This is a genomic window from Pseudomonas sp. JV414 (genome assembly GCF_032424305.1).
Classification (GTDB): Bacteria; Pseudomonadota; Gammaproteobacteria; order Pseudomonadales; family Pseudomonadaceae; genus Aquipseudomonas; species Aquipseudomonas lini.
Genome location: NZ_VYKC01000021.1, coordinates 308,108 through 328,784, shown reverse-complemented (window position 1 = coordinate 328,784; position 20,677 = coordinate 308,108). Strand labels below are relative to the sequence as shown.

Genomic DNA, 20,677 nt, shown 5'->3' with positions numbered 1-20,677 from the left:
GGCGAGGGAGCCCTCTCATTAGCGAACTGCGCGAGCCATCACCCACCGCTCACGCACCACGTCGTAACCCCAGTGGTATACGTAGGTGTACGGCAGGAAAAACAGCAGTACGCCGATGTCCAGCAAGAACGCCTGCCACAGGCTGACCTGCAACCACCAGGCAATCAACGGCACGCCGAACGCGACCAGACCGCCCTCGAACAACAGCGCATGCACCACGCGGACCCACGCGTTACGCACAATGGCAAAGCGCTTGAGCAACCGGTCGAACAGGCCGTTGAAGACCACGTTCCAGGCCAGGGCAAGGGCTGCAATGGCCATGGTTACCGCGCCCATTTCCAGCATGGGTTTGTCCATGATCCAGGCCAGCAGCGGGGTACAGATCAATATCGCCAGCAGTTCGAAACCGATGGCCTGGAAAATTCGTTCAGAAATGGATTTGTTGGCGCTCATGGCCAGACTCCCTGAGTGACTGTGGTTGCCATGATCTGTCATCACGCCGATACTTCATAACCAATAACCATCGATCAAGGCGATAGTTTATGGCTTCCCACGAAGTGTTGCTGGCGTTTGTCCAGGCGGCGACTCAAGGCTCGTTTTCCGCCGCGGCGCGCAAACTCGGTCGCAGTCAGTCGACCATCAGCGCCGCCGTGGCCAGCCTGGAAATCGATCTGAATCTTGCCCTCTTCGACCGCAGCAGTCGCAAGCCGACCCTGACCCCGGCCGGGCACGTCATGTTGCAGCGGGCCGAGGAGATTCTGGCCGCCACCAGTCGTCTGGAAATGACCGCCAGCCAACTGTCCCAAGGCGTCGAGCCGAAGCTGACCGTGGCGATTTCCGACACTTATCAGTCCGACCGTTTCGAAGCGGCGCTCAGTGCTTTCGAGCAGCGTTATCCAGATCTGGAACTTGAATGCCTGATCGCCGAATGCGATGACCTGGTGGCGCTGGTACAACGCGGCCGAGCGCATGTCGCCTTCGCTGAGATGCAAGACAGCTACCCACCCGACCTGGTCAGTTCGACGGTGGACGAGCGCACGGAAATCGCCCTGTTCGTGTCCCACGCTCACCCGTTGGCGAAGCTGAAGGGAATCGATCAGGACGTGCTGCAACAGCACCGCGAGCTGCGTCTGGCGACAATCGTCAATCCGTATGAAAGCCGGGCGAAGGGGCGCGTCTGGTCGGCACCGAGTTACCTGATGCTGCTGGAAATGGCCCAGGGCGGTTTCGGCTGGGCACCGCTGCCCCGCTGGCTAGTAGGCCGGTTTGGGGCCGGTTCGTTGGTGGAACTGAATGTGCGCGGCTGGCCGAAACCGGTGTGCGTCGATGCGCTGTGGTCGCGCCTGCATCCGCCGGGGCCGGCGGGGAGTTGGTTATTGAGCAAGATGCTGGAGTGAAGGTCCTGCGGCCCTTATCGCGGGCAAGCCTCGCTCCCACAGGACTGAGTCGAATCGCAAAGGTGTGATCGACTCAATCCTGTGGGAGCGGGCTTGCCCGCGATGAGGCCAGTGAAATCAAATCATTCCAACGCCTTGAGCCGTCCCTCAATAAACCGTCGCTCCGGCATTTGCTGCGTCAATTCCAGCGCCCGCTCATACGCCGCCCGCGCCTCTTCCACCCTTCCCAACTGCCGGTAAAACTCCGCCCGCGCCGAGTGCGCCAGGTGGTAATCCAGCAACTCGCCCCGCGCCAGAATCCCTTCGATCAACGTCAGCCCGGCCAACGGACCATCGCGTTTGGCCAGCGCCGCCGCACGGTTGAGTTCGATCACCGGCGACGGCACGGCCCGCAGCAGCACGTCATACAGGCCGACAATCTGCGGCCAATCCGTCTCCCCCGCCGTGGGCGCTTCGGCATGCACTGCGGCAATTGCCGCTTGCAGGCAATAAGGCCCGAAACGCCGCGTCGTCAGCGCCCGCTCAACCAGTGCACAGCCTTCGGCAATCAGTTCGGCGTCCCACAACGAGCGATTCTGCTCGTCCAGCACAATCAACTCGCCGTTCGGTGAAGTCCTGGCCGGGCGCCGGGATTCATGCAACAGCATCAGCGCCAGCAGCCCCATCACCTCAGGTTCGGGTAGCAATTCCATCAACAATCGACCGAGGCGAATCGCTTCACGCGTCAGGTCTTCGCGGGTCAATTCGTTGCCGATAGACGCCGAGTAGCCTTCGTTGAACACCAGGTAAATCACCCGCAACACGCTGTCGAGACGCTCGGGCAGTTCCGTCAGGGTGGGCACTTGGTAAGGGATTTTCGCATCACGAATCTTCGCCTTGGCGCGCACGATGCGTTGGGCGATGGTGGCCGGTGCCGAGAGAAAGGCCCGGGCGATTTCTTCAGTGGTCAGGTCGCAGACTTCGCGCAGGGTCAACGGCACTTGGGCGTCCGCCGCCAGTGCCGGGTGGCAACAGGTAAAAATCAGGCGCAGGCGATCGTCTTCCACATCTTCATCACTCCAGTCAGCCTGCTCCAGCTCTTCCAGTTGAGCGATCAACATCGGCCGGGACGCGTTAAAACGCGCGCGCCGACGCAATACATCGATGGCCTTGAAGCGCCCGGTGGACACCAGCCAGGTGCGCGGATTGTCCGGCACACCGTCGCGCTGCCAGCGCTCGACCGCGACGAAGAACGCCTCGTGCAGCGCTTCTTCGGCGAGGTCAAAATCGCCGAGCAGACGGATCAGGGTCGCCAGAATCCGCCGCGAGTCTTCGCGGTAGACCTGCTCGACTCGCGCCTTGACCGCTGCGCCCGTCATCACTCAGGGATTCAACTGGCGCACAGGGCGTACCTCGACACAGCCGACCCGAGCCGCCGGGATATTGCCGGCGACCTGGATGGCTTCATTGAGATCCTTGGCATCGATCAGGTAGAAGCCGGCCAATTGCTCCTTGGTTTCAGCGAACGGGCCATCGGTGACCGACATTTTGCCGTCGCGCATGCGCACGGTAGTCGCGGTCTGCACCGACTCCAGCGCTTCGGCGGCGATCATCCGGCCGCTGCCCTGGATCGACTCGCTGTAGGCCATGCACTCGGCGTCGTGGGGGCTTTCGGGCAGCGAGTGCAACTCGTGCTCGTTGCTGTAGACCAGGCATAAATACTTCATGGGAACTCTCCATTTCTGAGGCTCTGCCCTAATCGAACGAATCAACTATGGCTGCAGATTGGCGCTTTGGCGCTGCTTCCTGATAAACAAACCGACGATCAGGGTTGCAGGTCAAACAGGGTCGCGCCGCTGGTCATGTCGAACGGTGCCGACCAGTGTTCGTGAACGATCTGCCATAGCCCCGCTTCCTGGCGGTAGCATGCGGTGACGCGCATCCAGCAGGCCTGGGTTTCACCCTTTTCATTGGTGCCGCCGCAATGCGCCAGCCAATGGGCGAAGGCTATCTCCTGGGACGGTTCGATGGTGATTTCATGGAACTCGAAAATATGCGGGCCAGGGCACATCTCCAGGCATTCCTGCCAATGCGCGCGATAGGCCGCCTTGCCCTTGAATTGCAGGGCTTTGACCGCGTCGAAGGAGACAATGTCATCGGCGTACAGAGCCATGACCTTTTCCACGTCCTTGGCGATGACCGCCTGGCGGTAGTTCTCGATCAGGTTATGGATTTGTGTTTGAGCATTCATGATGGTTCTCCGTGAGTTTTAGTGTGAAGACACCCTTAGTCGTCTGGCGATCAATCAAATCGACAGACGAAATAAAAATAGGCGACGAACGCAAACTCGCTAGAATCCGAAGCTCATTTCCGTTGGAAAAAGGACACTCCAGTGACTGCCCGACTCGTGCCTTACGAAAGCCTGAACGCCCTGCAGCGCCAACAGGTCGAGGCGATCGAAATCCACGCCGAACAAATCAAATTCTCCGGCGACATTCATGGTGCGTTGCATACCTTGCTGTCCAAGCCTGGCCCTGGCGTCAAAGGCTTTGCGCTACTGGTGGAGGATGTTCCGGTGGCCTTCCTGCTGCTCAAGCGCCCGCCGGTGCTGCCGGCCTGGGCCGATGAACACAGCGCCACCCTGCACGCCCTGCAAGTCGATCGCCGCGCACAGGGCAAAGGCTATGGCAAAGCCTGCCTGCAAGCCCTGCCCGAGGTTGCGCGCCAGGCCTGGCCGGAAATCAAAGGGCTGGAGTTGTCGGTGGATGCGGACAATGAGTCGGCCATCGCGCTGTATGCCAAATATGGCTTTGTCGACAGCGGCGAAGCGTACAAAGGCCGGATCGGTTATGAGCGGCGCATGGGGTTGGTTTTCTGATTCGTAGAGGGATGAACGATGTTGAATTCAATCGAAGCGCTGGAAGCGATCTACGGCCTGCCCCATGACCGCGCCGTGCGCAAGCAGATCCCGTTTCTGAACGAGGACTATCAGGCGATGGTCCGCGCCTCGCCACTGGTGATTATCAGCTCGGTCGGCCCCGACGGCATGGACGGCTCGCCGCGTGGCGATACGCCGGGTTTCGTGCGGATCGTCGATGAACGCACGCTGGCGATTCCGGATCGACCGGGCAACAACCGCATCGACACGCTGCGCAATGTCGTGCTCGACTCGCGGGTATCGCTGCTGTTCATCATTCCCGGGATTGGCGAGACATTGCGGGTCAATGGCACGGCGCAGATCAGCGCCGAGCCCGAGTTGCTGGAGAGTTTTGCAGTCAACGGCAAACCGGCACGCACGGTGATGCTGGTGACGGTGCAAGCGGCGTATTTCCACTGCTCGAAAGCGATAGTGCGTTCGGATTTGTGGAACCCGCAGAAACACCTCGAACGCTCTGCGCTGCCGACCGCCGGGGCGTTTCACAAGCGCCTGAACGATGGGCAGTTCGATGCCGAGGCGTATGACCGGGAAGCACCGGTGAGAGTACGGGATAGCCTCTACTGACACGACGACTAGCCACTGGGGGAGCGAGTTGTGGCGAGGGGGCTTGCCCCCGTTCGACTGCGCAGCAGTCGTAAAACCAGTCACCGCTTTCTAATTTCAATATCGCGGTGACTGGTTTTAGGGGTGCTTCGCGCCCCAATGGGGGCAAGCCCCCTCGCCACATGAGTCCGCACATTGGATCTGCGATAACCGCCATAACCCTATTAAGTACGGGCGCTGACGGTTTTTTATGGTCACTGGAATTTCATTAAAACCCTGCTGTACTCAGGCAAGGTTCTGGAGATGGTTCTGTAGTCCATCTGCTGGATGCACAACGACAGTGTTATCTCGACAGGGAAATTCGCTATGTCTTTGTTCAAACGCTCGGCTACAGAATTGGTGGGAACGTTCTGGTTGGTGTTAGGGGGGTGCGGCAGTGCGGTCCTGGCGGCGGCGTTTCCAGACGTGGGGATCGGTTTGCTGGGGGTGTCCTTTGCATTCGGTTTGACGGTGCTGACGATGGCCTTCGCCATCGGCCACATTTCGGGCTGTCATCTCAACCCTGCGGTTTCGGTCGGGCTGGTGGTCGGCGGACGATTCCCTGCCAAAGAACTGCCCGCCTACATCATCGCCCAGGTGATTGGCGCGATCATCGCAGCGGCTCTGCTGTACTTCATCGCCAGCGGTAAACCCGGCTTCGAGCTGTCCAGCGGCCTTGCATCCAACGGCTACGGCGAACACTCCCCCGGCGGCTATTCGATGGCGGCGGGTTTTGTCAGTGAACTGGTGATGACCGCCATGTTCATCCTGATCATTCTCGGCGCCACCGACAAACGCGCCCCGGCCGGACTGGCGCCCATCGCCATCGGCCTGGCGCTGACCCTGATCCACCTGATCTCGATTCCGGTCACCAATACCTCGGTGAACCCGGCCCGCAGTACGGGCCCGGCGCTGATTGTCGGCGGTTGGGCGATTCAACAACTGTGGCTGTTCTGGCTCGCGCCGATCCTGGGTGCGGTCATCGGCGGCGTGATGTATCGCTGGCTGGGTAAAGAGGACAGCTAACAAGGGACATAACGCGAAGATCAGCCTTGTCGGTAGGGCAAGGCGGTCTTCGCTTCTTCTGCATACCCCATGACCCCGACCCGCTCACGCTCAAGGAAGTCTTTCACCGCCGACTTCAAACCCGGGTGGCGCAGGTAATGCCAGGAATGGGTGATCACCGGTTCGAACCCGCGAATCAACTTGTGCTCACCCTGCGCGCCAGCATCAAAACGCTGAAAACCATGGGCAATCGCGTAATCCATGCCCTGATAGAAACAGGTCTCGAAATGCAGGCGATCGAACTCTGCCAGGCAGCCCCAGTAACGACCATAAAAGCTGTCGCCTCCGACCAGACTGAAGGCCATGGCCACCGGTCGTGAGCCTTGATTGGCCAGCACCACACGGATCGATTCGGGCATTCGCTCGGCCAACAGACTGAAAAATTCCCGCGTCAGGTACGGCGCTTGCCGACGCACCGCGTAGGTATTGGCGTAGCAGGCATACACAAAGTCCCACTGCGCCTGATCCAGTTGTCGTCCTTCCAGCCATTCGAAGTCGATGCCCTGCCCCGCCACTTGCTCACGTTCCTTGCGCATTTGCTTGCGCTTGCGCGAACTGAGGGCGTCGAGGAAGTCCTGAAAATCCCGATAACCGCGATTCTGCCAATGGTACTGACAGCCAATGCGCTGCAACCAGCCAGGCTGTTCGGCCAATGCCGCGTCGGTGAATGGATCGGTGAAGTTGATATGGGCGCTGGAGAGTCCTTCGATCTCCAGATAACCCGGCAGGCTCTGCAGGAGTTCGAAACCGTCCTCGATCGTCGCCGCCAGCAATCGCGGCCCGCTGACCGGGCTGAACGGCACCGCCGTCAACAGCTTGGGGTAGTAGTCGATGCCGGCACGCTCACAGGCTTCGGCCCAGGCATGGTCGAACACATACTCGCCGTAGGAATGCCATTTGCGGTAACTGGGCAGCGCGGCGATCAGGCGATCGCCTTCAACATGCAGCAAATGCTCGGGCTGCCAGCCGGAATGCGGGCCGAGGCTGCCGCTGTCTTCCAGCGCACTCAGAAAAGCATGGCGCAGAAACGGCTGAGTTTCCGGTACCAGCGCGTCCCAGGTGTGCGGCGCGATTTCGGACAGACGTTCCAGACTTTGCAGCGGCATTAGCATCCCAACCATCATTTTCTACAGATGGGACGAGTATCGCTTATCTGATTGGCTAACCCGAAACAAAAAAAACCCCGCCGAAGCGGGGTTAAACGAGAGGAGCTTTAACGGATGAAGAAAGAGCTCGTACAGCGCTTACTGCGATTTAGAACACGTATTGAGCGCGGACCACGAAGCCGTCACCGCTGTCATCACCGGTACGACGTGCCGGGGTAGTACCGCTGGCAGCCGTGGCATTGGTCACGTTGTCAGTCTTGGCCTTGAGGTAGGCGCCAGTGATTTTCACCGCTTCGTTGGCGTACCAGTTGACGCCCAGGGTGTGCACTTGGGCTTCGGCATCGCCGACATCGCGGGTCAGGCTGGCGGTGGTGATGTTGTCGTCTTCGACGGTCAGGCTGTCGTAACGATAGAACAGCTCCCAGGCGCCGATGGATTTGTTGGCTGGCTTGATCGCGTCGAACTTGCCGACTTTATAGCCACGGGCTTCGCCGGTGAGGGTGTAGGCACCCTGAACGTAGAAACCGTGACCCTTGATGTCTTCAAGGTTGCTGGCATCGGCCTTGGTTTTGCGGGCGACGTATTCACCCTGGATCGAGGCCGGGCCCATGGCGAATGCGGCTTCCAGGCCGTAAGCATCGTCACGGTCATAGGAGCCGGCAGCCGAAGTGGAACTGCCGCCCAGCACCGGACGGTTGCCGTTGGTGCCAGCATCGTTGCCGCCGAGGGTTTCAACGCCGCGCATGCCCATGCGGGTGCGATAACGGGAATCGAAGGCGGTGTCGGAGACATCACGGGAAGCCACGTTCACACCGAAGTGCAGCACGTTGCCGGCGTCATGCATCGGCGCGAATACAAAGCGGCCGTTGACCTGTTTGACGCTGTTGCCATCGGTATCGTCGGTGTCTTTGCTGAACACGCCAGCGGATGCGTAGAACGAATCAGCGAAGGTGCTGGAGGCTTGCAGGCCCAGACCATTCTGGTGGCTGTTCGCCCAATCGACCATGTCGTACGCCATGTTGCGCTCTGGCGCGGTGACCCACTTGGAGCTGGTGGCTTTTTCCAGGCCGAAGTCCGGGTCGAAACGACCGACTTTGATCGAGACCGGTTTGAAGCCGTTGTAGGCCAACGACGCTTCGTCGAAGTAACCGTTGTCGGAATCACCGCTGTTGTGGGAGAAGTCGTAGTTGATGGTGTAAGCCCAATCCGTGTACAGCACACCAGACAATTCCAGGAAGCCACGACGGATGTAGGCCGCGTCAGCGGTATCGCCGTTTCTGGTGTAGACGCCATCGAACTGGCTGTAGTCAGCCTGCAAGCGACCGCCGAGTTTGAAGCTGAATTCTTTATCGGTGGTGGCGACTTCGAGGCCGCCCTTGGTTTTGACTACGATATCGGCGCCGTCAGTGGTGACGGTGCCAGCGAAAGCCTGGGCGGTTACTGCCATGGCCAATGCGCTGGCGGCAAAACCGGCGAAGTGCTTACGGATCATCGAAGAGTTCCCCTAATTGGTGGTCTGTAGCTTGGAAACACGCGGGTCTGGCCCGCTTGTGTTGGGAGGGAATCTTGGAGGCGGGGTATTTCAGCCGGGTTGCTGATAGATAAAGATTTTATGACAGGGGAACTTTTTTACTTCGAATCGAAATAACAGAAAAGCAGCCGCAAGAGATGAGCTACAAGCCGCAAGTTAGAGCGGCTGAAGGGGTGTGTTACGGGCGGGAAAACTACGATTTGTTCTTCAGATGTTCATTGGCAAGCCGTTCGGCCAGCGCATCCAGGTCAGCTACAGGCGGCTCGGGCATCACCTTCAGGGTGGCCTGCATCAACCGCATCTGCCGAATGAACCGTCGGCAATTGGGGCAGAACATCAAATGATGCCGCACCATCAGCCGCTCGCGAAAACTCAACTGGCCATCGAGATAATCGCTGGAGCGCGCCACTTGTTCCTTGCAGGTCAACATTCGCCGGTTTCCTCAAAATGCTCCACGGTCGCAAAGACCTTCAACCGTGCCCGATGCAGCAGCACACGAACATTGGAGAGCGAGAGCTCCAGAAGATTACAGATCTCCTCCAGCTCCAGCCCTTGTCGCTCGCGTAACAGCAACACACTGCTTTGCAGTTCCGACAGGCTGAGCAGTGTGTGCTCCAGACATTCGCGCAGTTCGTTTTCGGTCAATAGAGCCTCTGGCGTGTCCTGATGCCAAGCGTACGGCGCCACCAGCCAATGACCATCAGTCGATGAAAAACGATCGTCATCGAGCGTGCCGTGAGGCGACGGCAGGTCATCGAGCAACACTTCCCGGCGGTTTTGCTTATAACGGCTTTTCGCCGAGTTGGCAGTGATGGTCAGGAGCCAGGTCTTGAGGCTCGAACGCCCCTCAAACCCGCCGAGATTGCGCACCACCGACAGCCAGGCATCCTGGACCACCTCGTCGACGTGTCGGTTGCCGACGATGGCATAAGCCACCGCGCGCATGGCGCTCTGGTAAGTGCTGACCAGTTCCTTGAAAGCCCTCTGTTCGCCCGCCAGCAGGCGTTCGAGCAATAGGGTGTCGTCAGCTGCGGCCATGCAAACCTCGTTTCAGAACCACCGGTATTGTGGCGAGGGGCTTGCCCCAACGTCAGTGTAGGAGCCAGGCTTGCCGGCGAAGGCGCCCTGAAGAACGCCTTCGCCGGTAAGCCTGGCTCCTACGAAAAGCGGGGCAAGCCCCCTCGCCACAATCAGAGCGAACTCAGCGTTTACGCAGAATCACGCTACCGATCGAGTAGCCAGCGCCGAACGAGCTGAGTACAGCCAGCGAACCGCTGACCAGATCGTCCTGATTTTTGTGAAACGAAATCACCGAACCGGCCGAACTGGTGTTGGCATAGGTGTCGAGAATCACCGGCGCTTCTTCTTCGGTGGCTTCGCGGCCCAGCAGCTTCTTGACGATCAGGTGGTTCATGCTGAGGTTGGCCTGGTGCAGCCAGAAGCGCTTCACGTCGCTGACGTTGAGCTGGTTTTCTTCCAGGTGCGTGGCGATCAGCTCGGCGACCATCGGGCAGACATCGCGGAACACCTTGCGGCCTTCCTGGACGAACAGTTTGTCGGGGGCACCGATGCCCTCTTCCGCGGCGCGGTTGAGGAAGCCGAAGTTGTTGCGGATGTTGTTGGAGAACTTGGTCAGCAGTTTGGTGCTGACCACGTCGAACTGGTACTTGGACGTCGCGAGATCCGCACGTTCGATGATTACCGCGGTGGCGGCGTCGCCGAAGATGAAGTGGCTGTCGCGGTCACGGAAATTCAGGTGACCGGTGCAGACTTCCGGGTTGACCATCAGGATCGCCCGGGCCTGGCCCAGTTGCACGCTGTTGGCCGCAGCCTGGATGCCGAAGGTCGCCGAGGAACAGGCGACGTTCATGTCGAAACCGAACCCCTGAATACCCAACGCTTCCTGGACTTCGATGGCGATGGCCGGGTAGGCGCGTTGCAGGTTGGAGCAGGCGACGATCACACCGTCGATGTCAGCGGCGGTCTTGCCGGCGCGCAGCAAGGCTTGCTCGGCCGCACCGATAGCCATCTGGCAAAGCACCGACCACTCGTCATTCGAACGCTCGGGCAAGCGTGGTGCCATGCGTTGCGGGTCGAGGATGCCGTCCTTGTCCATGACAAAGCGGCTTTTGATGCCGGACGCTTTTTCGATGAACGCGGCGCTGGACTCGGTCAATGCCTGGATTTCGCCGCGCGCGATGGCTTCGGCGTTGTCGGCGTTGAACAGCGCGACGTAAGCGTTGAAAGACTGCACCAGCTCTTCATTGGAAATGCTGTTGGCCGGGGTATACAGGCCGGTGCCGCTGATGACGACATTATGCATGGTCGTTTCTCTAATCCGTTCAGGCAGAAAGCGCTGGCACCGACGTACCAACACACAAAGGGTCTATTCCAGGTTCCGGACGCAAACCTGGCATCGCTTTATTCCGATCCGCCCGGCCCGTGAAGGCTCAAAACCGCGGGGCTGGCGTTTATAGGCGCGAAGTTTGCCATAAACGTTGGCTTTTGGCGCCTTTTGCTGGAGCACGCGATGTAATGCAGTACCGGGTAGGAGCTGCCGAAGGCTGCGATCTTTTGATCTTTCTTTGTCGCGACACCAAAAGATCAAAAGATCGCAGCCTTCGGCAGCTCCTACAGTAGACCGCAGGAGATCAAGGAGATCGGGTTTTACGGCTCGACCTGACTCCATTGCTTGTTCAGGCGCTTGTCGGAGATCGGCACCTTGGTCCCCAATTGCTGCGCGAACAGCGAGACCCGGTACTCCTCCAGCCACCAGCGATAGAGTTCGAGCTGCGGATCGCGCTTGCCTTCCTGGGCGTGTTTGTTAGCGCGGGTCTGGTATTGAGCCCAGAGGCCGGACAATTCACCGCTCCAGACTCGGTCCTTCTGCACCTGAGCGCCAAGTTTTTCGAAGCGTTGCTCGACAGCCTTGAGGTAACGCGGCAGCTCCTTGAGCCACGGCATCGGCGTTTCACGCACGAACCCCGGATACACCAGATGGCTGAGCTGCTGCTTGATGTCGTTCAAGGCCACGGCTTGCGCCAGGTCGATCTTGCCCTTGAAGCGTTTTTGCAAGCCGTGCCACAGCTTGAGAATCTCCAGCGTCAGCTTGGCCAACCGTTCGGCGTGCTCGGTCCAGCCACCGCGTTTACGCTCAGCCAGCGACGCCAGTCCGGCGCCATCGCGTGGCAACGGGTCTTCGCCGTCGAGGATGCAGCTGTCGAGACTGGCCAGCAGAATATCTTCCACCAGGCTGTCGACACGCCCCATGTCGCGGTACATCAGGCCCAACTCGGTCAGCCCCGGCAACTTGCCGCGCAGGAACTTCGCCGGTTCCGCCAGTTGCTGCATCAGCAAACGCTGCAAGGCCCGGCGATGCTGGAACTCGGCTTCGGCCGGGGTCGAGAATCGACCTTCCTTGACGGTGCCGCCCTCTTCCACCAGCGCCGGATACACCGTCATCGATAGCCCGGCGATTTTCTGCTGGGTTTTCTCAGCCACGGCGGCAAAGACTTTCGGCTCCACCGGTTGTTGGCTCTTCGCCGTTTGCGGCACCGCCAACGCAGCCTGACTGGCCTCGGCAAAGCGTGCGGTCAGCTCGGCCAAGTCACGACCTTCACCGAGGAACTTGCCCTGACCGTCGACGATTTCCAGGTTCATCCGCAAATGGCTTTCGACCTGCTGCGAAGCTTCGGCCCACGCCTCATCGCTGACCCGCGCGCCGGTCATGCGCAGCAACTCGCGGCCCAGCGCCAAAGGCAGCGAGCCCTCGGCAAACGTGATGCGCTGCAATGCGGCTTTGACGAAGTCCGGCACCGGCACGAAATTCTTGCGCAGGGCCTTGGGCAGGTTGCGCACCAACGCAATGCACTTGGCCTCGATTACGCCCGGCACCAGCCATTCCAGACGTTCCGGCGGTAGCATCGGCAACAGCGGTGCCGGCACGCGCAAGGTCACGCCGTCGCGAGGATGGTTGGGTTCGAAGTGATAACTCAGCGCCAGTTCCAGATCGCCGATGTGCAGGGTGTCCGGATAATGCGCGGCTGTGACTTCACTGGCTTCGCGAGCCAGCACGTCTTCTTCGCGCATGATCAGCAGCTGCGGGTCTTTCTGACTGTTGACCCGGTACCAGCTGTCGAAGGTCGCGGTCTGGTGGATCTCTGCTGGCAGTCGCGCATCGTAGAAGGCGAACAAGGTTTCTTCGTCGGCGAGGATGTCGCGGCGGCGCGCCTTGGCTTCCAGTTCGTCGAGCTGTTCCAGCAGTTGTTGGTTGGCCGTCAGGCACTTGGCTTTGGATTGAATCTCGCCGCGCACCAGGCCTTCGCGAATGAAAAACTCACGAGACACCACCGGGTCGATCGGCCCGTAATGCACCGGTCGGCGACCGACCACGATCAGCCCGAACAGGGTGATTTGCTCGAAGGCCACGACCTGACCACGCTTCTTCTCCCAGTGGGGTTCGAAGTGATTTTTCTTGATCAGGTGCCCGGCCAGCGGCTCGATCCAGTCAGCGTCGATCTTGGCGACCATCCGCGCGTAGAGCTTGGTGGTTTCCACCAGTTCGGCGGTCATCAGCCATTGTGGACGCTTCTTGCCCAGGCCCGACGACGGGTGAATCCAGAAGCGCCGCTGACGGGCACCGAGGTAGTCGCCGTCTTCGGTTTTCTGGCCGATCTGGCTGAGCAATCCGGAGAGCACGGCTTTGTGCAGTTTCGGGTAATCCGCCGGCTCTTTGTTGAGGCTCAACTGCATGTCGCGGCAGATCAGGCTCAACTGACGATGGGAGTCGCGCCACTCACGCAGGCGCAGGTAATTGAGGAAGTTCTTGCGACACCAGTTGCGCAGCGGACTGGCCGTCAGGGCCTGGCGCTGCTCTTCAAAACCACGCCACAGATTAACCAGCCCGGCGAAGTCCGAGTCCACGTCTTTCCACTGGGCGTGAGCCTGATCGGCCGCTTGTTGACGCTCCGGCGGACGTTCGCGCGGGTCCTGAATCGACATGGCGCTGGCGACGATCAGCACTTCCTGCAAGCTGCCAAGTTTCGCCGCTTCCAGCAGCATGCGGCCCATGCGCGGGTCCACCGGCAGCCGCGCCAGTTGGCGACCGAGCGGCGTCAACTGACTGTTGCGGTCCACCGCTGAGAGCTCTTGCAGCAGGTTGAAACCGTCGCTGATGGCTTTGCCATCCGGCGGCTCGATAAACGGGAAATCGGTGATCTCGCCGAGGCGCAGATGAAGCATCTGCAAAATGACTGCTGCGAGGTTGGTACGCAGGATTTCCGGATCGGTGAATTCCGGCCGACCGATGAAATCTTCTTCGCTGTAGAGGCGGATACAAATGCCCGGTTCGACCCGTCCGCAACGACCTTTGCGCTGGTTGGCACTGGCCTGGGAAACCGCTTCGATGGGCAGGCGCTGAACCTTGGCGCGATAGCTGTAACGGCTGATGCGCGCGGTACCGCTGTCGATCACGTAACGAATGCCCGGCACCGTCAGCGAGGTTTCGGCGACGTTGGTCGCCAGTACCACGCGACGCCCGGGGTGCGACTGGAAAATCCGCTGCTGCTCGGCCGGCGACAGCCGTGCGTATAATGGCAGAATCTCGGTGTGTTTGAGCTGGGCCTTGCGCAGCATGTCCGCCGCATCGCGAATCTCGCGCTCGCCGGGCAGGAACACCAACACATCGCCTGGACTCTTGCGCTCGCTGCGTTCGAACGCGGCAATTTCGTCGAGGGTAGCGAGGATCGCCTGATCCACGGTCAGGTCATCCTCGACACGGTTGCCCTCCTCGTCCTGCTCCAGGGTCAGTGGGCGATACCAGGTTTCCACCGGGAAGGTGCGACCGGAGACTTCGACGATTGGCGCATCGTCGAAGTGCTTGGAAAAACGCTCCAGGTCGATGGTCGCCGAGGTGATGATGACTTTCAGGTCCGGACGACGTGGCAGCAGGGTTTTCAGGTAACCGAGCAGGAAGTCGATGTTCAGGCTGCGTTCGTGGGCTTCGTCGACGATGATCGTGTCGTAGCGCTCGAGGTAGCGGTCGTTCTGGGTTTCCGCCAGCAGGATGCCGTCGGTCATCAGCTTGATCAGGGTGTTGGAATCGCTTTGATCCTCGAACCGCACCTGATAACCGACCAGCCCGCCCAACGGCGTCGCCAATTCTTCAGCGACCCGGCTCGCCACGCTGCGCGCGGCGATTCGACGGGGCTGGGTGTGGCCGATCAGACCGTGCTGGCCGCGACCGATTTCCAGGCAGATTTTCGGCAGCTGGGTGGTTTTACCCGACCCGGTTTCGCCGGCAATGATCAGCACCTGATGCTTGAGCAGCGCCTCTTTGATTTCGTCGCGCTTGGCGGCGATCGGCAGGCTGTCGTCGTAACGAATCACCGGCAGGCTGGCGCGCCGCGCCAACACCTGATCACAGGACGCCTGCGTGCGCGTCACCCACTGGGCCAGTTTGGCCTCGTCAGGTTTCTTGCGCAGCTCAAGCAACTGCCGCCGCAGCCGGTGGCGGTCGGCGAGCATGGCGTGATCGAGGTTTTTCAGCAGTTTGTCGATTGAAGGCGATTCGTCAGTCATCAGGTACGCAAAAGTCGTCTAGTGGCGCAGGGGGCGGATTGTCGCAGATTTGCGCTCCCATGTGATCGTTCCCACGCTCCGCGTGGGAATGCCTCCCCGGACGCTCCGCGTCCGCTCTTGGGACGCAGAGCGTCCCTTGCTGCATTCCCACGCGGAGCGTGGGAATGATCAGTGTCCGGTGTGGTGTTGTGGGCTATTCGTTATCAAGGCCTTTGCGGCGATACGGGAACACATCAATCACCTTCCCCGCCCGAATTGCCTCCTGCAAACTCTTCCAGTAATCAGCGTTGTACAACTCCCCATGCAACTGATCGAACAACCGTCGTTGCCCCGAATCGGCAAACAGAAACGGTGGAAATTCCTCGGGGAATACATCCAGTGGCCCGATCGAGTACCACGGTTCGGAGGCCATTTCGTCTTCCGGTGTACGCGGTTGCGGGATGTGGCGGAAGTTGGCTTCGGTCAGGAAGCAGATCTCGTCGTAGTCATAAAACACCACACGACCGTGACGGGTGACGCCAAAGTTTTTCAGCAACATGTCGCCGGGGAAAATGTTCGCCGCCGCCAGTTGCTTGATCGCCAGACCGTAATCCTCCAGCGCCTCGCGAACCTGTGCCTCGTTGGCGTGTTCCAGATAGAGGTTCAACGGTGTCATCCGTCGTTCGGTCCAGCAGTGGCGGATCAGCACCGTGTCACCTTCCAGTGACACCGTGGACGCTGCCACTTCAAGCAATTCCTCCAGGCACGCCGGCTCGAACTTGCTCAACGGGAAACGGAAGTCGGCGAACTCTTGGGTATCGGCCATGCGCCCGACCCGGTCGACACTTTTCACCAGGCGATACTTTTCGATCACCGTGGCGCGATCGACGTTTTTCGACGGAGAGAAGCGGTCCTTGATGATCTTGAAAACGGTGTTGAAGCCCGGCAGGGTAAACACGCTCATGACCATGCCGCGTACACCGGGGGCCATGATGAACTGATCGTCGGTGTTGGCCAGGTGATTGATCAGCGCCCGGTAAAACTCGGACTTGCCATGCTTGTAGAAGCCGATCGAGGTGTACAGCTCGGCGATGTGCTTGCCCGGCAGGATGCGTTTGAGAAAGCCGATGAATTCCGCCGGCACCGGCACATCGACCATGAAGTACGAACGGGTGAAGGAGAAGATGATCGACACCTCCGCCTCGTCAGTGATCAGCGCATCGATCTGGATGCCCCGACCTTCGCGGTGCAGCAGCGGAATCACCAGCGGCCACTGTTCGTCCTGGGTGTAAATGCGCCCCACCAGATAGGCGCCCTTGTTGCGGTAAAGCACCGAGGAAAACAGCTCCACACTCAGTTCCGGATCCTTGCAGACCCAGTCCGGCAGATTCTCACGCAATTGCACTTCGAGGCGACGCAGGTCGCCTGGCAAATCAGCGTAATCCTCACTGAAGCGGTAGTCGGCAAAGATGCTCGTGAGCATGCCCGATAACTGTCCATGCGGCTTGTAGGTGCGGGTTTGCGCGGCCCGGGCGCGGCGCAGGCTCGGCCGCGTGGTGTGGATGAACATGCAGCCATCGCTGATCAGGTCGTGGCTGAACAGCCCGCAGAAAATCGAGTTGTACCAGGTCTCGGACAGTTCATCGTCGAAACGCAGGTCGATCAGGCTGATGTAAGCGCTCTTGACCAACGGCCAGTTGCTGACGTCCATCAGCACATCGGTCTCGAACGACACATGCAAGCGCCCGACCGTTTCGCCGACCTTTTCTTCATAGAGGTTGATTCGCGCCGCCGACGCGACTTGCGTCTCCTGCCATTGAGCCTGCTCGAAGCGGGCTCGGGCGCCGTCGGTGATCTGACGGAAATGCTCGCGGTAATCGTCAAAGCCATCGAGGATCATTCGGGCGATGTCGGCGGCTGGCCATTGCTGCGGCATAGGTAAAACCTCGGCGGCTGTTCTTATCGTTGGAGCCTGAGCTTAGTGGCCCTGCGTGACGCAACGCAACCATTGCCTTGTGCCCTGACTGGCGCGACACTTGCGCGCCAATCAAGGAAGGAAAGTGCTGTGAACCCCGTCGATATCCTGCGTATGTTGTCGCTTGCCGCCATTTGGGGTGCGAGCTTTCTGTTCATGCGCGTTATTGCCCCAGTGATTGGCACAATCCCCACTGCTTTTTTTCGCGTGTCGATTGCCGCCGTCGGGCTGCTGGTGATCCTTGGGCTGATGCGCATCAGCTGGGATTTCAAAGGCAAACTCAAGACGGTGATGCTGCTCGGGCTGATCAACTCCGGGATTCCAGCAACCCTCTACTCTGTGGCCGCCCAAGTGCTACCGGCCGGTTATTCGGCGATTTTCAACGCCACCACGCCTTTGATGGGGGTACTGATCGGCGGCCTGTTTTTCCATGAAAAACTCACCGCCGCCAAGTTGGGCGGAGTATTTCTCGGCCTGTTCGGCGTCGGCATCCTCACCCGTGCGGGTCCGGTGGCGTTCAACATGGAACTGCTGATGGGCGCACTGGCGTGCCTGATGGCCACCACCTGCTATGGCTTTGCCGGGTTCCTCGCCCGACGCTGGCTCGACCATGCCGGCGGCCTCGACAGTCGCCTTTCGGCGCTGGGCAGCATGCTCGGCGCGACGTTGTTGCTGCTGCCGCTGTTTGGCTACAGCGTGATCAGCCAGCCACCGGCGAGCTGGGGCGGCTGGAATGTCTGGTTGTCGTTGCTGGGGTTAGGTTTGGTCTGCACGGCCTTTGCCTACATTATTTACTTCCGTTTGTTGACTTCGGTTGGCCCGGTGAAATCCATGACCGTAACCTTCATGATTCCGCCGTTTGGTGTGTTGTGGGGGGCGCTGTTGCTGGATGAGCCGCTGTCGATGGCGCACCTTTATGGCGGGGTGTTGATTGCGGTGGCGTTGTGGCTGGTGTTGAAGCCAGCGGTGGTGAAGACGGCTGAGGTGGCTGCCAGTTAAACAAGGCCCGGAGCTCATGCCCCGGGCCTTTCGGTTTCAAGCGCTCTTACGGAACACAAACACCAGGCCGACGATGATCAGCAGCATGCCGAGCATGCTCAACGCCGCCAGACGGTTGCCAAAAATCAGGTAGTCCATGACCGCCGTTACCGCCGGCACCAGGTAAAACAGGCTGGTGACATTCACCAGATTGCCTCGTGCAATCAGTCGATACAGCAGCAGCGTCGCCAGCACCGATACCACCAGTCCCATCCACAACACCGGCACGATGAACCCGGTACTGTGTTCGACGTGAAACGGCTGGAACGGCACGAATATCCCGCAGAGCAACAACCCCGCCAGGTACTGCACCGGCAGTGTGCCGAGGGGATTGTCGGTGATGCGTTTCTGCATGATCGAACCGAACGTCATGCTCGCCAGCGCCAACAGACCGAAGAGCATCCCGGCCAACGACATGCCAGCCAGACCGATGCCCTGATAGACCACCATGATCAATCCGGCCAAGCCTAGCGCCAGACCGAACATCCGGCTTATTGATCGATGCCGCTCCATGATCACTACGGTGAGAATCGGTTGAACGCCCATGATGGTTGCCATCACGCCCGGCGTGACTTTCAGGTCCAGGGCCAGCAGATAGAAAATCTGATAAGCGCCCAGCAACACCACACCCGTGGCCATCGCATACAACATCGGCTTGCCGCCCTTGGGCAGTTTCAGCTTGAGCAACGGCATCAATAGCACCAGCCCGCACAAGGCAATGGCGAAGCGAATCAGCAGAAAGGCAAAGGGTGATGCATGGGCCAGGCCCCATTTGGAGAAGATCGCCCCGCTGCTCCACAGCAAAACGAACAGGCTCGTGGACGCCGCCGCGAGCGCGGATTTTTTCGAAAGGACAAACATGAATACCACCTGTAGTCAGGCAAAAAGCCAACTCAGCCGAGGCTGAAATTCAGTAGTTTTTTCAGGCGGGCGCTTTTTCAGACGGGCATGGGAACAGCAGAAAAGCTGATCAGCCCGAAAAGCCAACGCCTGGCGGTGATACGACTGCGCACACCGGCGAGCTACTGACAGGTGGGGGGTAATGACTGATCTGCGCAGGCTGCTGATTCCCGCACGGCACGACGCCAGCGTTGACCGCTGAATCGACTACCGCATTGATGGGGGAAGCTGGCATGGGCTGATCTTTTTTGATGGGTGAAGGGGTGGTTCAGGAAACCACCGAGCGCCGACTATAACCAGCGTGTGACATGGATTGCAATGACTAAGAGTCTGGCACGATCCCTGTGGGAGCGGGCTTGCTCGCGAAGGCGGTGTGTCAGGCGACATCAATGTTTACTGTGCCGCCGTCTTCGCGAGCAAGCCCGCTCCCACAGGGATTGCGCTTAACTGACTGGCATTACCCCCAAGGAGCGGCTTTTCATCCCGTGGCCGGCCCTCAACCAAACAGCCAATACCCCAACAACGTCAACACCACCACCGCCAGCACCGGCCGCAGTACGCGGTAGGCCTTGGGATTGCGACGCTTCCACTGTTTGACCGCACCGCTGAATTTGTCGCTGAAGCACTTGCTCCAGGCATAGACCTGGTTGATCCCGCCAACGCGTTCATCGTCAAGGTTCTGGGGTGCAGTGGCGCGCCCCAGCAAGCCGCTGATCCAGCGGTTGATACGGGTCATGAGGCGGTTGCTCATCGGTCGCTCGATGTCGCAAAACAGGATGACCCGGGGTTGCCCGGTTTCGTTCTTGACCCAGTGCACGTAGGTTTCATCGAACATAACGTCTTCCCCATCACGCCAGGCATAAACCTGACCGTCGACGAAGATGCGGCAATGATCGGAGTTCGGCGTCGACAGCCCCAAGTGATAACGCAAAGAACCGGCGAACGGATCGCGATGCGGGTTGAGGTGACTGCCAGCGGGCAGCAACGCAAACATGGCGCCTTTGACGTTGGGAATACTGCTGACCAACGCCACGGTTTTCGGGCACAAGGTTTCGGCCGATGGCAATGGTTTGTCGTACCACTTGAGGTAGAAACGCTTCCAGCCTTTCTTGAAGAACGAACCGAAACCGGCGTCGTTGTTCTTTTCGGCGGCGCGAATATAGCCCTCGTCAAACAAGTGCATGGCTTCGTCGCGGATAACTTCCCAATTGTCCCTGAGCACATCAAGTTCAGGGAACTTGCTGCGGTCCAGGTAGGGTTTGGAAGGTACACCGGAGAACAGGTACATCAAGGCGTTATAGGGTGCAAACAGAGCCGAGTGGTTGACGAACTGACGCAGGACCGGCAAACGCGCCTTGCCACGCAAGTGCACATAGAGCGTGCTGCCGAGGAACAGCAACAACACCGAAGCCTTCGCGACGAAGGAAAAGCTCATCTACAACTCCTTGATAGTAGGTAACTTTGCACAACGCCATTTACCCGACGTGGCAGTCGGCCATTATCAACATTACCGGCCTCGGGGAAAACCCACCTGACTCAACATTCAGTGTTAAGAATTACGCAATAACCCCTTATTAACACAAGGTTCCTGAACGGGGGCTGACATGA

The 20,677-nt window shown here is 59.6% G+C and carries 18 protein-coding genes; 5 read left to right on the top strand and 13 right to left on the bottom strand.

Annotation, left to right across the window (positions count from 1 at the left end; all coding sequences use genetic code 11):
- Positions 1 to 18 precede the first annotated feature (18 nt).
- A complete protein-coding gene (locus tag F6R97_RS23585; RefSeq protein ID WP_048394105.1) occupies positions 19 to 453 on the bottom strand; it encodes a multidrug/biocide efflux PACE transporter in 435 nt (144 codons plus the stop codon).
- 89 nt (positions 454 to 542) lie between these two features.
- Between F6R97_RS23585 and F6R97_RS23580 the strand changes: the two genes are divergently transcribed.
- Entirely contained in the window at positions 543 to 1,397 is an 855-nt protein-coding gene (locus tag F6R97_RS23580; protein ID WP_315867166.1) for a LysR family transcriptional regulator, read from the top strand.
- A gap of 122 nt (positions 1,398 to 1,519) precedes the next feature.
- On the opposite strand, the gene F6R97_RS23575 is transcribed toward F6R97_RS23580, so the two are convergent.
- The 3 genes from F6R97_RS23575 to F6R97_RS23565 all read right to left on the bottom strand — a co-directional run bounded on the left by F6R97_RS23575 (position 1,520) and on the right by F6R97_RS23565 (position 3,627).
- Positions 1,520 to 2,755, bottom strand: a complete 1,236-nt coding sequence (locus F6R97_RS23575; RefSeq protein ID WP_315867197.1) for an RNA polymerase sigma factor — start codon at positions 2,753 to 2,755, stop codon at positions 1,520 to 1,522.
- Between the two features lie 3 nt (positions 2,756 to 2,758).
- Positions 2,759 to 3,103: a YciI family protein gene (locus tag F6R97_RS23570; protein WP_315867165.1), complete on the bottom strand. Its 345-nt coding sequence runs from the start codon at positions 3,101 to 3,103 to the stop codon at positions 2,759 to 2,761.
- 98 nt (positions 3,104 to 3,201) lie between these two features.
- Positions 3,202 to 3,627: a YybH family protein gene (locus tag F6R97_RS23565; protein WP_038979386.1), complete on the bottom strand. Its 426-nt coding sequence runs from the start codon at positions 3,625 to 3,627 to the stop codon at positions 3,202 to 3,204.
- A gap of 141 nt (positions 3,628 to 3,768) precedes the next feature.
- Between F6R97_RS23565 and F6R97_RS23560 the strand changes: the two genes are divergently transcribed.
- From F6R97_RS23560 to aqpZ, 3 genes are all read left to right on the top strand, one after another.
- A complete protein-coding gene (locus F6R97_RS23560; RefSeq protein ID WP_038979385.1) occupies positions 3,769 to 4,254 on the top strand; it encodes a GNAT family N-acetyltransferase in 486 nt (161 codons plus the stop codon).
- A gap of 18 nt (positions 4,255 to 4,272) precedes the next feature.
- The gene (locus tag F6R97_RS23555; RefSeq protein WP_315867164.1) at positions 4,273 to 4,878 is read left to right on the top strand and encodes a pyridoxamine 5'-phosphate oxidase family protein; all 606 of its coding nucleotides are present in this window, start codon (positions 4,273 to 4,275) and stop codon (positions 4,876 to 4,878) included.
- 345 nt (positions 4,879 to 5,223) lie between these two features.
- On the top strand, positions 5,224 to 5,922 hold the full coding sequence (gene aqpZ / locus F6R97_RS23550; RefSeq protein WP_315867163.1) for an aquaporin Z: 699 nt from the start codon (positions 5,224 to 5,226) through the stop codon (positions 5,920 to 5,922).
- A 20-nt stretch (positions 5,923 to 5,942) separates the two neighbouring features.
- Here the strand turns inward: aqpZ and F6R97_RS23545 are convergent, their stop codons facing one another.
- From F6R97_RS23545 to aceK, 7 genes are all read right to left on the bottom strand, one after another.
- Complete coding sequence (locus F6R97_RS23545; RefSeq protein ID WP_315867196.1) at positions 5,943 to 7,067, bottom strand: GNAT family N-acetyltransferase; 1,125 nt, start codon at positions 7,065 to 7,067, stop codon at positions 5,943 to 5,945.
- A 148-nt stretch (positions 7,068 to 7,215) separates the two neighbouring features.
- Positions 7,216 to 8,559 carry an OprO/OprP family phosphate-selective porin gene (locus F6R97_RS23540; protein ID WP_038979382.1) on the bottom strand — a complete coding sequence of 448 codons (1,344 nt, stop codon included), beginning with the start codon at positions 8,557 to 8,559 and terminating at the stop codon, positions 7,216 to 7,218.
- 232 nt (positions 8,560 to 8,791) lie between these two features.
- Complete coding sequence (locus tag F6R97_RS23535) at positions 8,792 to 9,028, bottom strand: anti-sigma factor family protein (RefSeq protein WP_038979381.1); 237 nt, start codon at positions 9,026 to 9,028, stop codon at positions 8,792 to 8,794.
- Entirely contained in the window at positions 9,022 to 9,636 is a 615-nt protein-coding gene (locus F6R97_RS23530; protein ID WP_315867162.1) for an RNA polymerase sigma factor, read from the bottom strand. Before F6R97_RS23530 ends, F6R97_RS23535 begins: the two co-directional genes overlap by 7 nt.
- A 163-nt stretch (positions 9,637 to 9,799) precedes the next feature.
- Entirely contained in the window at positions 9,800 to 10,921 is a 1,122-nt protein-coding gene (locus F6R97_RS23525) for a beta-ketoacyl-ACP synthase III (RefSeq protein ID WP_315867161.1), read from the bottom strand.
- 344 nt (positions 10,922 to 11,265) lie between these two features.
- The gene (gene hrpA / locus F6R97_RS23520) at positions 11,266 to 15,177 is read right to left on the bottom strand and encodes an ATP-dependent RNA helicase HrpA (protein ID WP_315867160.1); all 3,912 of its coding nucleotides are present in this window, start codon (positions 15,175 to 15,177) and stop codon (positions 11,266 to 11,268) included.
- 193 nt (positions 15,178 to 15,370) lie between these two features.
- A complete protein-coding gene (gene aceK, locus F6R97_RS23515; RefSeq protein WP_038979378.1) occupies positions 15,371 to 17,092 on the bottom strand; it encodes a bifunctional isocitrate dehydrogenase kinase/phosphatase in 1,722 nt (573 codons plus the stop codon).
- Positions 17,093 to 17,221: 129 nt separating this feature from the next.
- Between aceK and F6R97_RS23510 the strand changes: the two genes are divergently transcribed.
- Positions 17,222 to 18,130, top strand: a complete 909-nt coding sequence (locus F6R97_RS23510; protein WP_038979377.1) for a DMT family transporter — start codon at positions 17,222 to 17,224, stop codon at positions 18,128 to 18,130.
- 36 nt (positions 18,131 to 18,166) lie between these two features.
- On the opposite strand, the gene F6R97_RS23505 is transcribed toward F6R97_RS23510, so the two are convergent.
- Together F6R97_RS23505 and F6R97_RS23500 are read right to left on the bottom strand one after the other, a co-directional pair.
- Positions 18,167 to 19,030, bottom strand: a complete 864-nt coding sequence (locus F6R97_RS23505) for a DMT family transporter (RefSeq protein ID WP_038979376.1) — start codon at positions 19,028 to 19,030, stop codon at positions 18,167 to 18,169.
- A 535-nt stretch (positions 19,031 to 19,565) separates the two neighbouring features.
- On the bottom strand, positions 19,566 to 20,504 hold the full coding sequence (locus F6R97_RS23500) for an aspartyl/asparaginyl beta-hydroxylase domain-containing protein (protein ID WP_038979375.1): 939 nt from the start codon (positions 20,502 to 20,504) through the stop codon (positions 19,566 to 19,568).
- Positions 20,505 to 20,677 lie beyond the last annotated feature (173 nt).

What these genes read in the sequence shown, in the direction of transcription:
- F6R97_RS23575 (WP_315867197.1), bottom strand. Translation starts at nt 2,755, where the DNA reads ATGACGGGCGCAGCGGTCAAGGCGCGAGTCGAGCAGGTCTACCGCGAA.
- aqpZ (WP_315867163.1), top strand. Translation starts at nt 5,224, where the DNA reads ATGTCTTTGTTCAAACGCTCGGCTACAGAATTGGTGGGAACGTTCTGG.
- F6R97_RS23580 (WP_315867166.1), top strand. Translation starts at nt 543, where the DNA reads ATGGCTTCCCACGAAGTGTTGCTGGCGTTTGTCCAGGCGGCGACTCAA.
- F6R97_RS23555 (WP_315867164.1), top strand. Translation starts at nt 4,273, where the DNA reads ATGTTGAATTCAATCGAAGCGCTGGAAGCGATCTACGGCCTGCCCCAT.
- aceK (WP_038979378.1), bottom strand. Translation starts at nt 17,092, where the DNA reads ATGCCGCAGCAATGGCCAGCCGCCGACATCGCCCGAATGATCCTCGAT.
- F6R97_RS23585 (WP_048394105.1), bottom strand. Translation starts at nt 453, where the DNA reads ATGAGCGCCAACAAATCCATTTCTGAACGAATTTTCCAGGCCATCGGT.
- F6R97_RS23525 (WP_315867161.1), bottom strand. Translation starts at nt 10,921, where the DNA reads ATGCATAATGTCGTCATCAGCGGCACCGGCCTGTATACCCCGGCCAAC.
- F6R97_RS23545 (WP_315867196.1), bottom strand. Translation starts at nt 7,067, where the DNA reads ATGCCGCTGCAAAGTCTGGAACGTCTGTCCGAAATCGCGCCGCACACC.
- F6R97_RS23570 (WP_315867165.1), bottom strand. Translation starts at nt 3,103, where the DNA reads ATGAAGTATTTATGCCTGGTCTACAGCAACGAGCACGAGTTGCACTCG.
- hrpA (WP_315867160.1), bottom strand. Translation starts at nt 15,177, where the DNA reads ATGACTGACGAATCGCCTTCAATCGACAAACTGCTGAAAAACCTCGAT.
- F6R97_RS23565 (WP_038979386.1), bottom strand. Translation starts at nt 3,627, where the DNA reads ATGAATGCTCAAACACAAATCCATAACCTGATCGAGAACTACCGCCAG.
- F6R97_RS23540 (WP_038979382.1), bottom strand. Translation starts at nt 8,559, where the DNA reads ATGATCCGTAAGCACTTCGCCGGTTTTGCCGCCAGCGCATTGGCCATG.
- F6R97_RS23530 (WP_315867162.1), bottom strand. Translation starts at nt 9,636, where the DNA reads ATGGCCGCAGCTGACGACACCCTATTGCTCGAACGCCTGCTGGCGGGC.
- F6R97_RS23535 (WP_038979381.1), bottom strand. Translation starts at nt 9,028, where the DNA reads ATGTTGACCTGCAAGGAACAAGTGGCGCGCTCCAGCGATTATCTCGAT.
- F6R97_RS23500 (WP_038979375.1), bottom strand. Translation starts at nt 20,504, where the DNA reads ATGAGCTTTTCCTTCGTCGCGAAGGCTTCGGTGTTGTTGCTGTTCCTC.
- F6R97_RS23505 (WP_038979376.1), bottom strand. Translation starts at nt 19,030, where the DNA reads ATGTTTGTCCTTTCGAAAAAATCCGCGCTCGCGGCGGCGTCCACGAGC.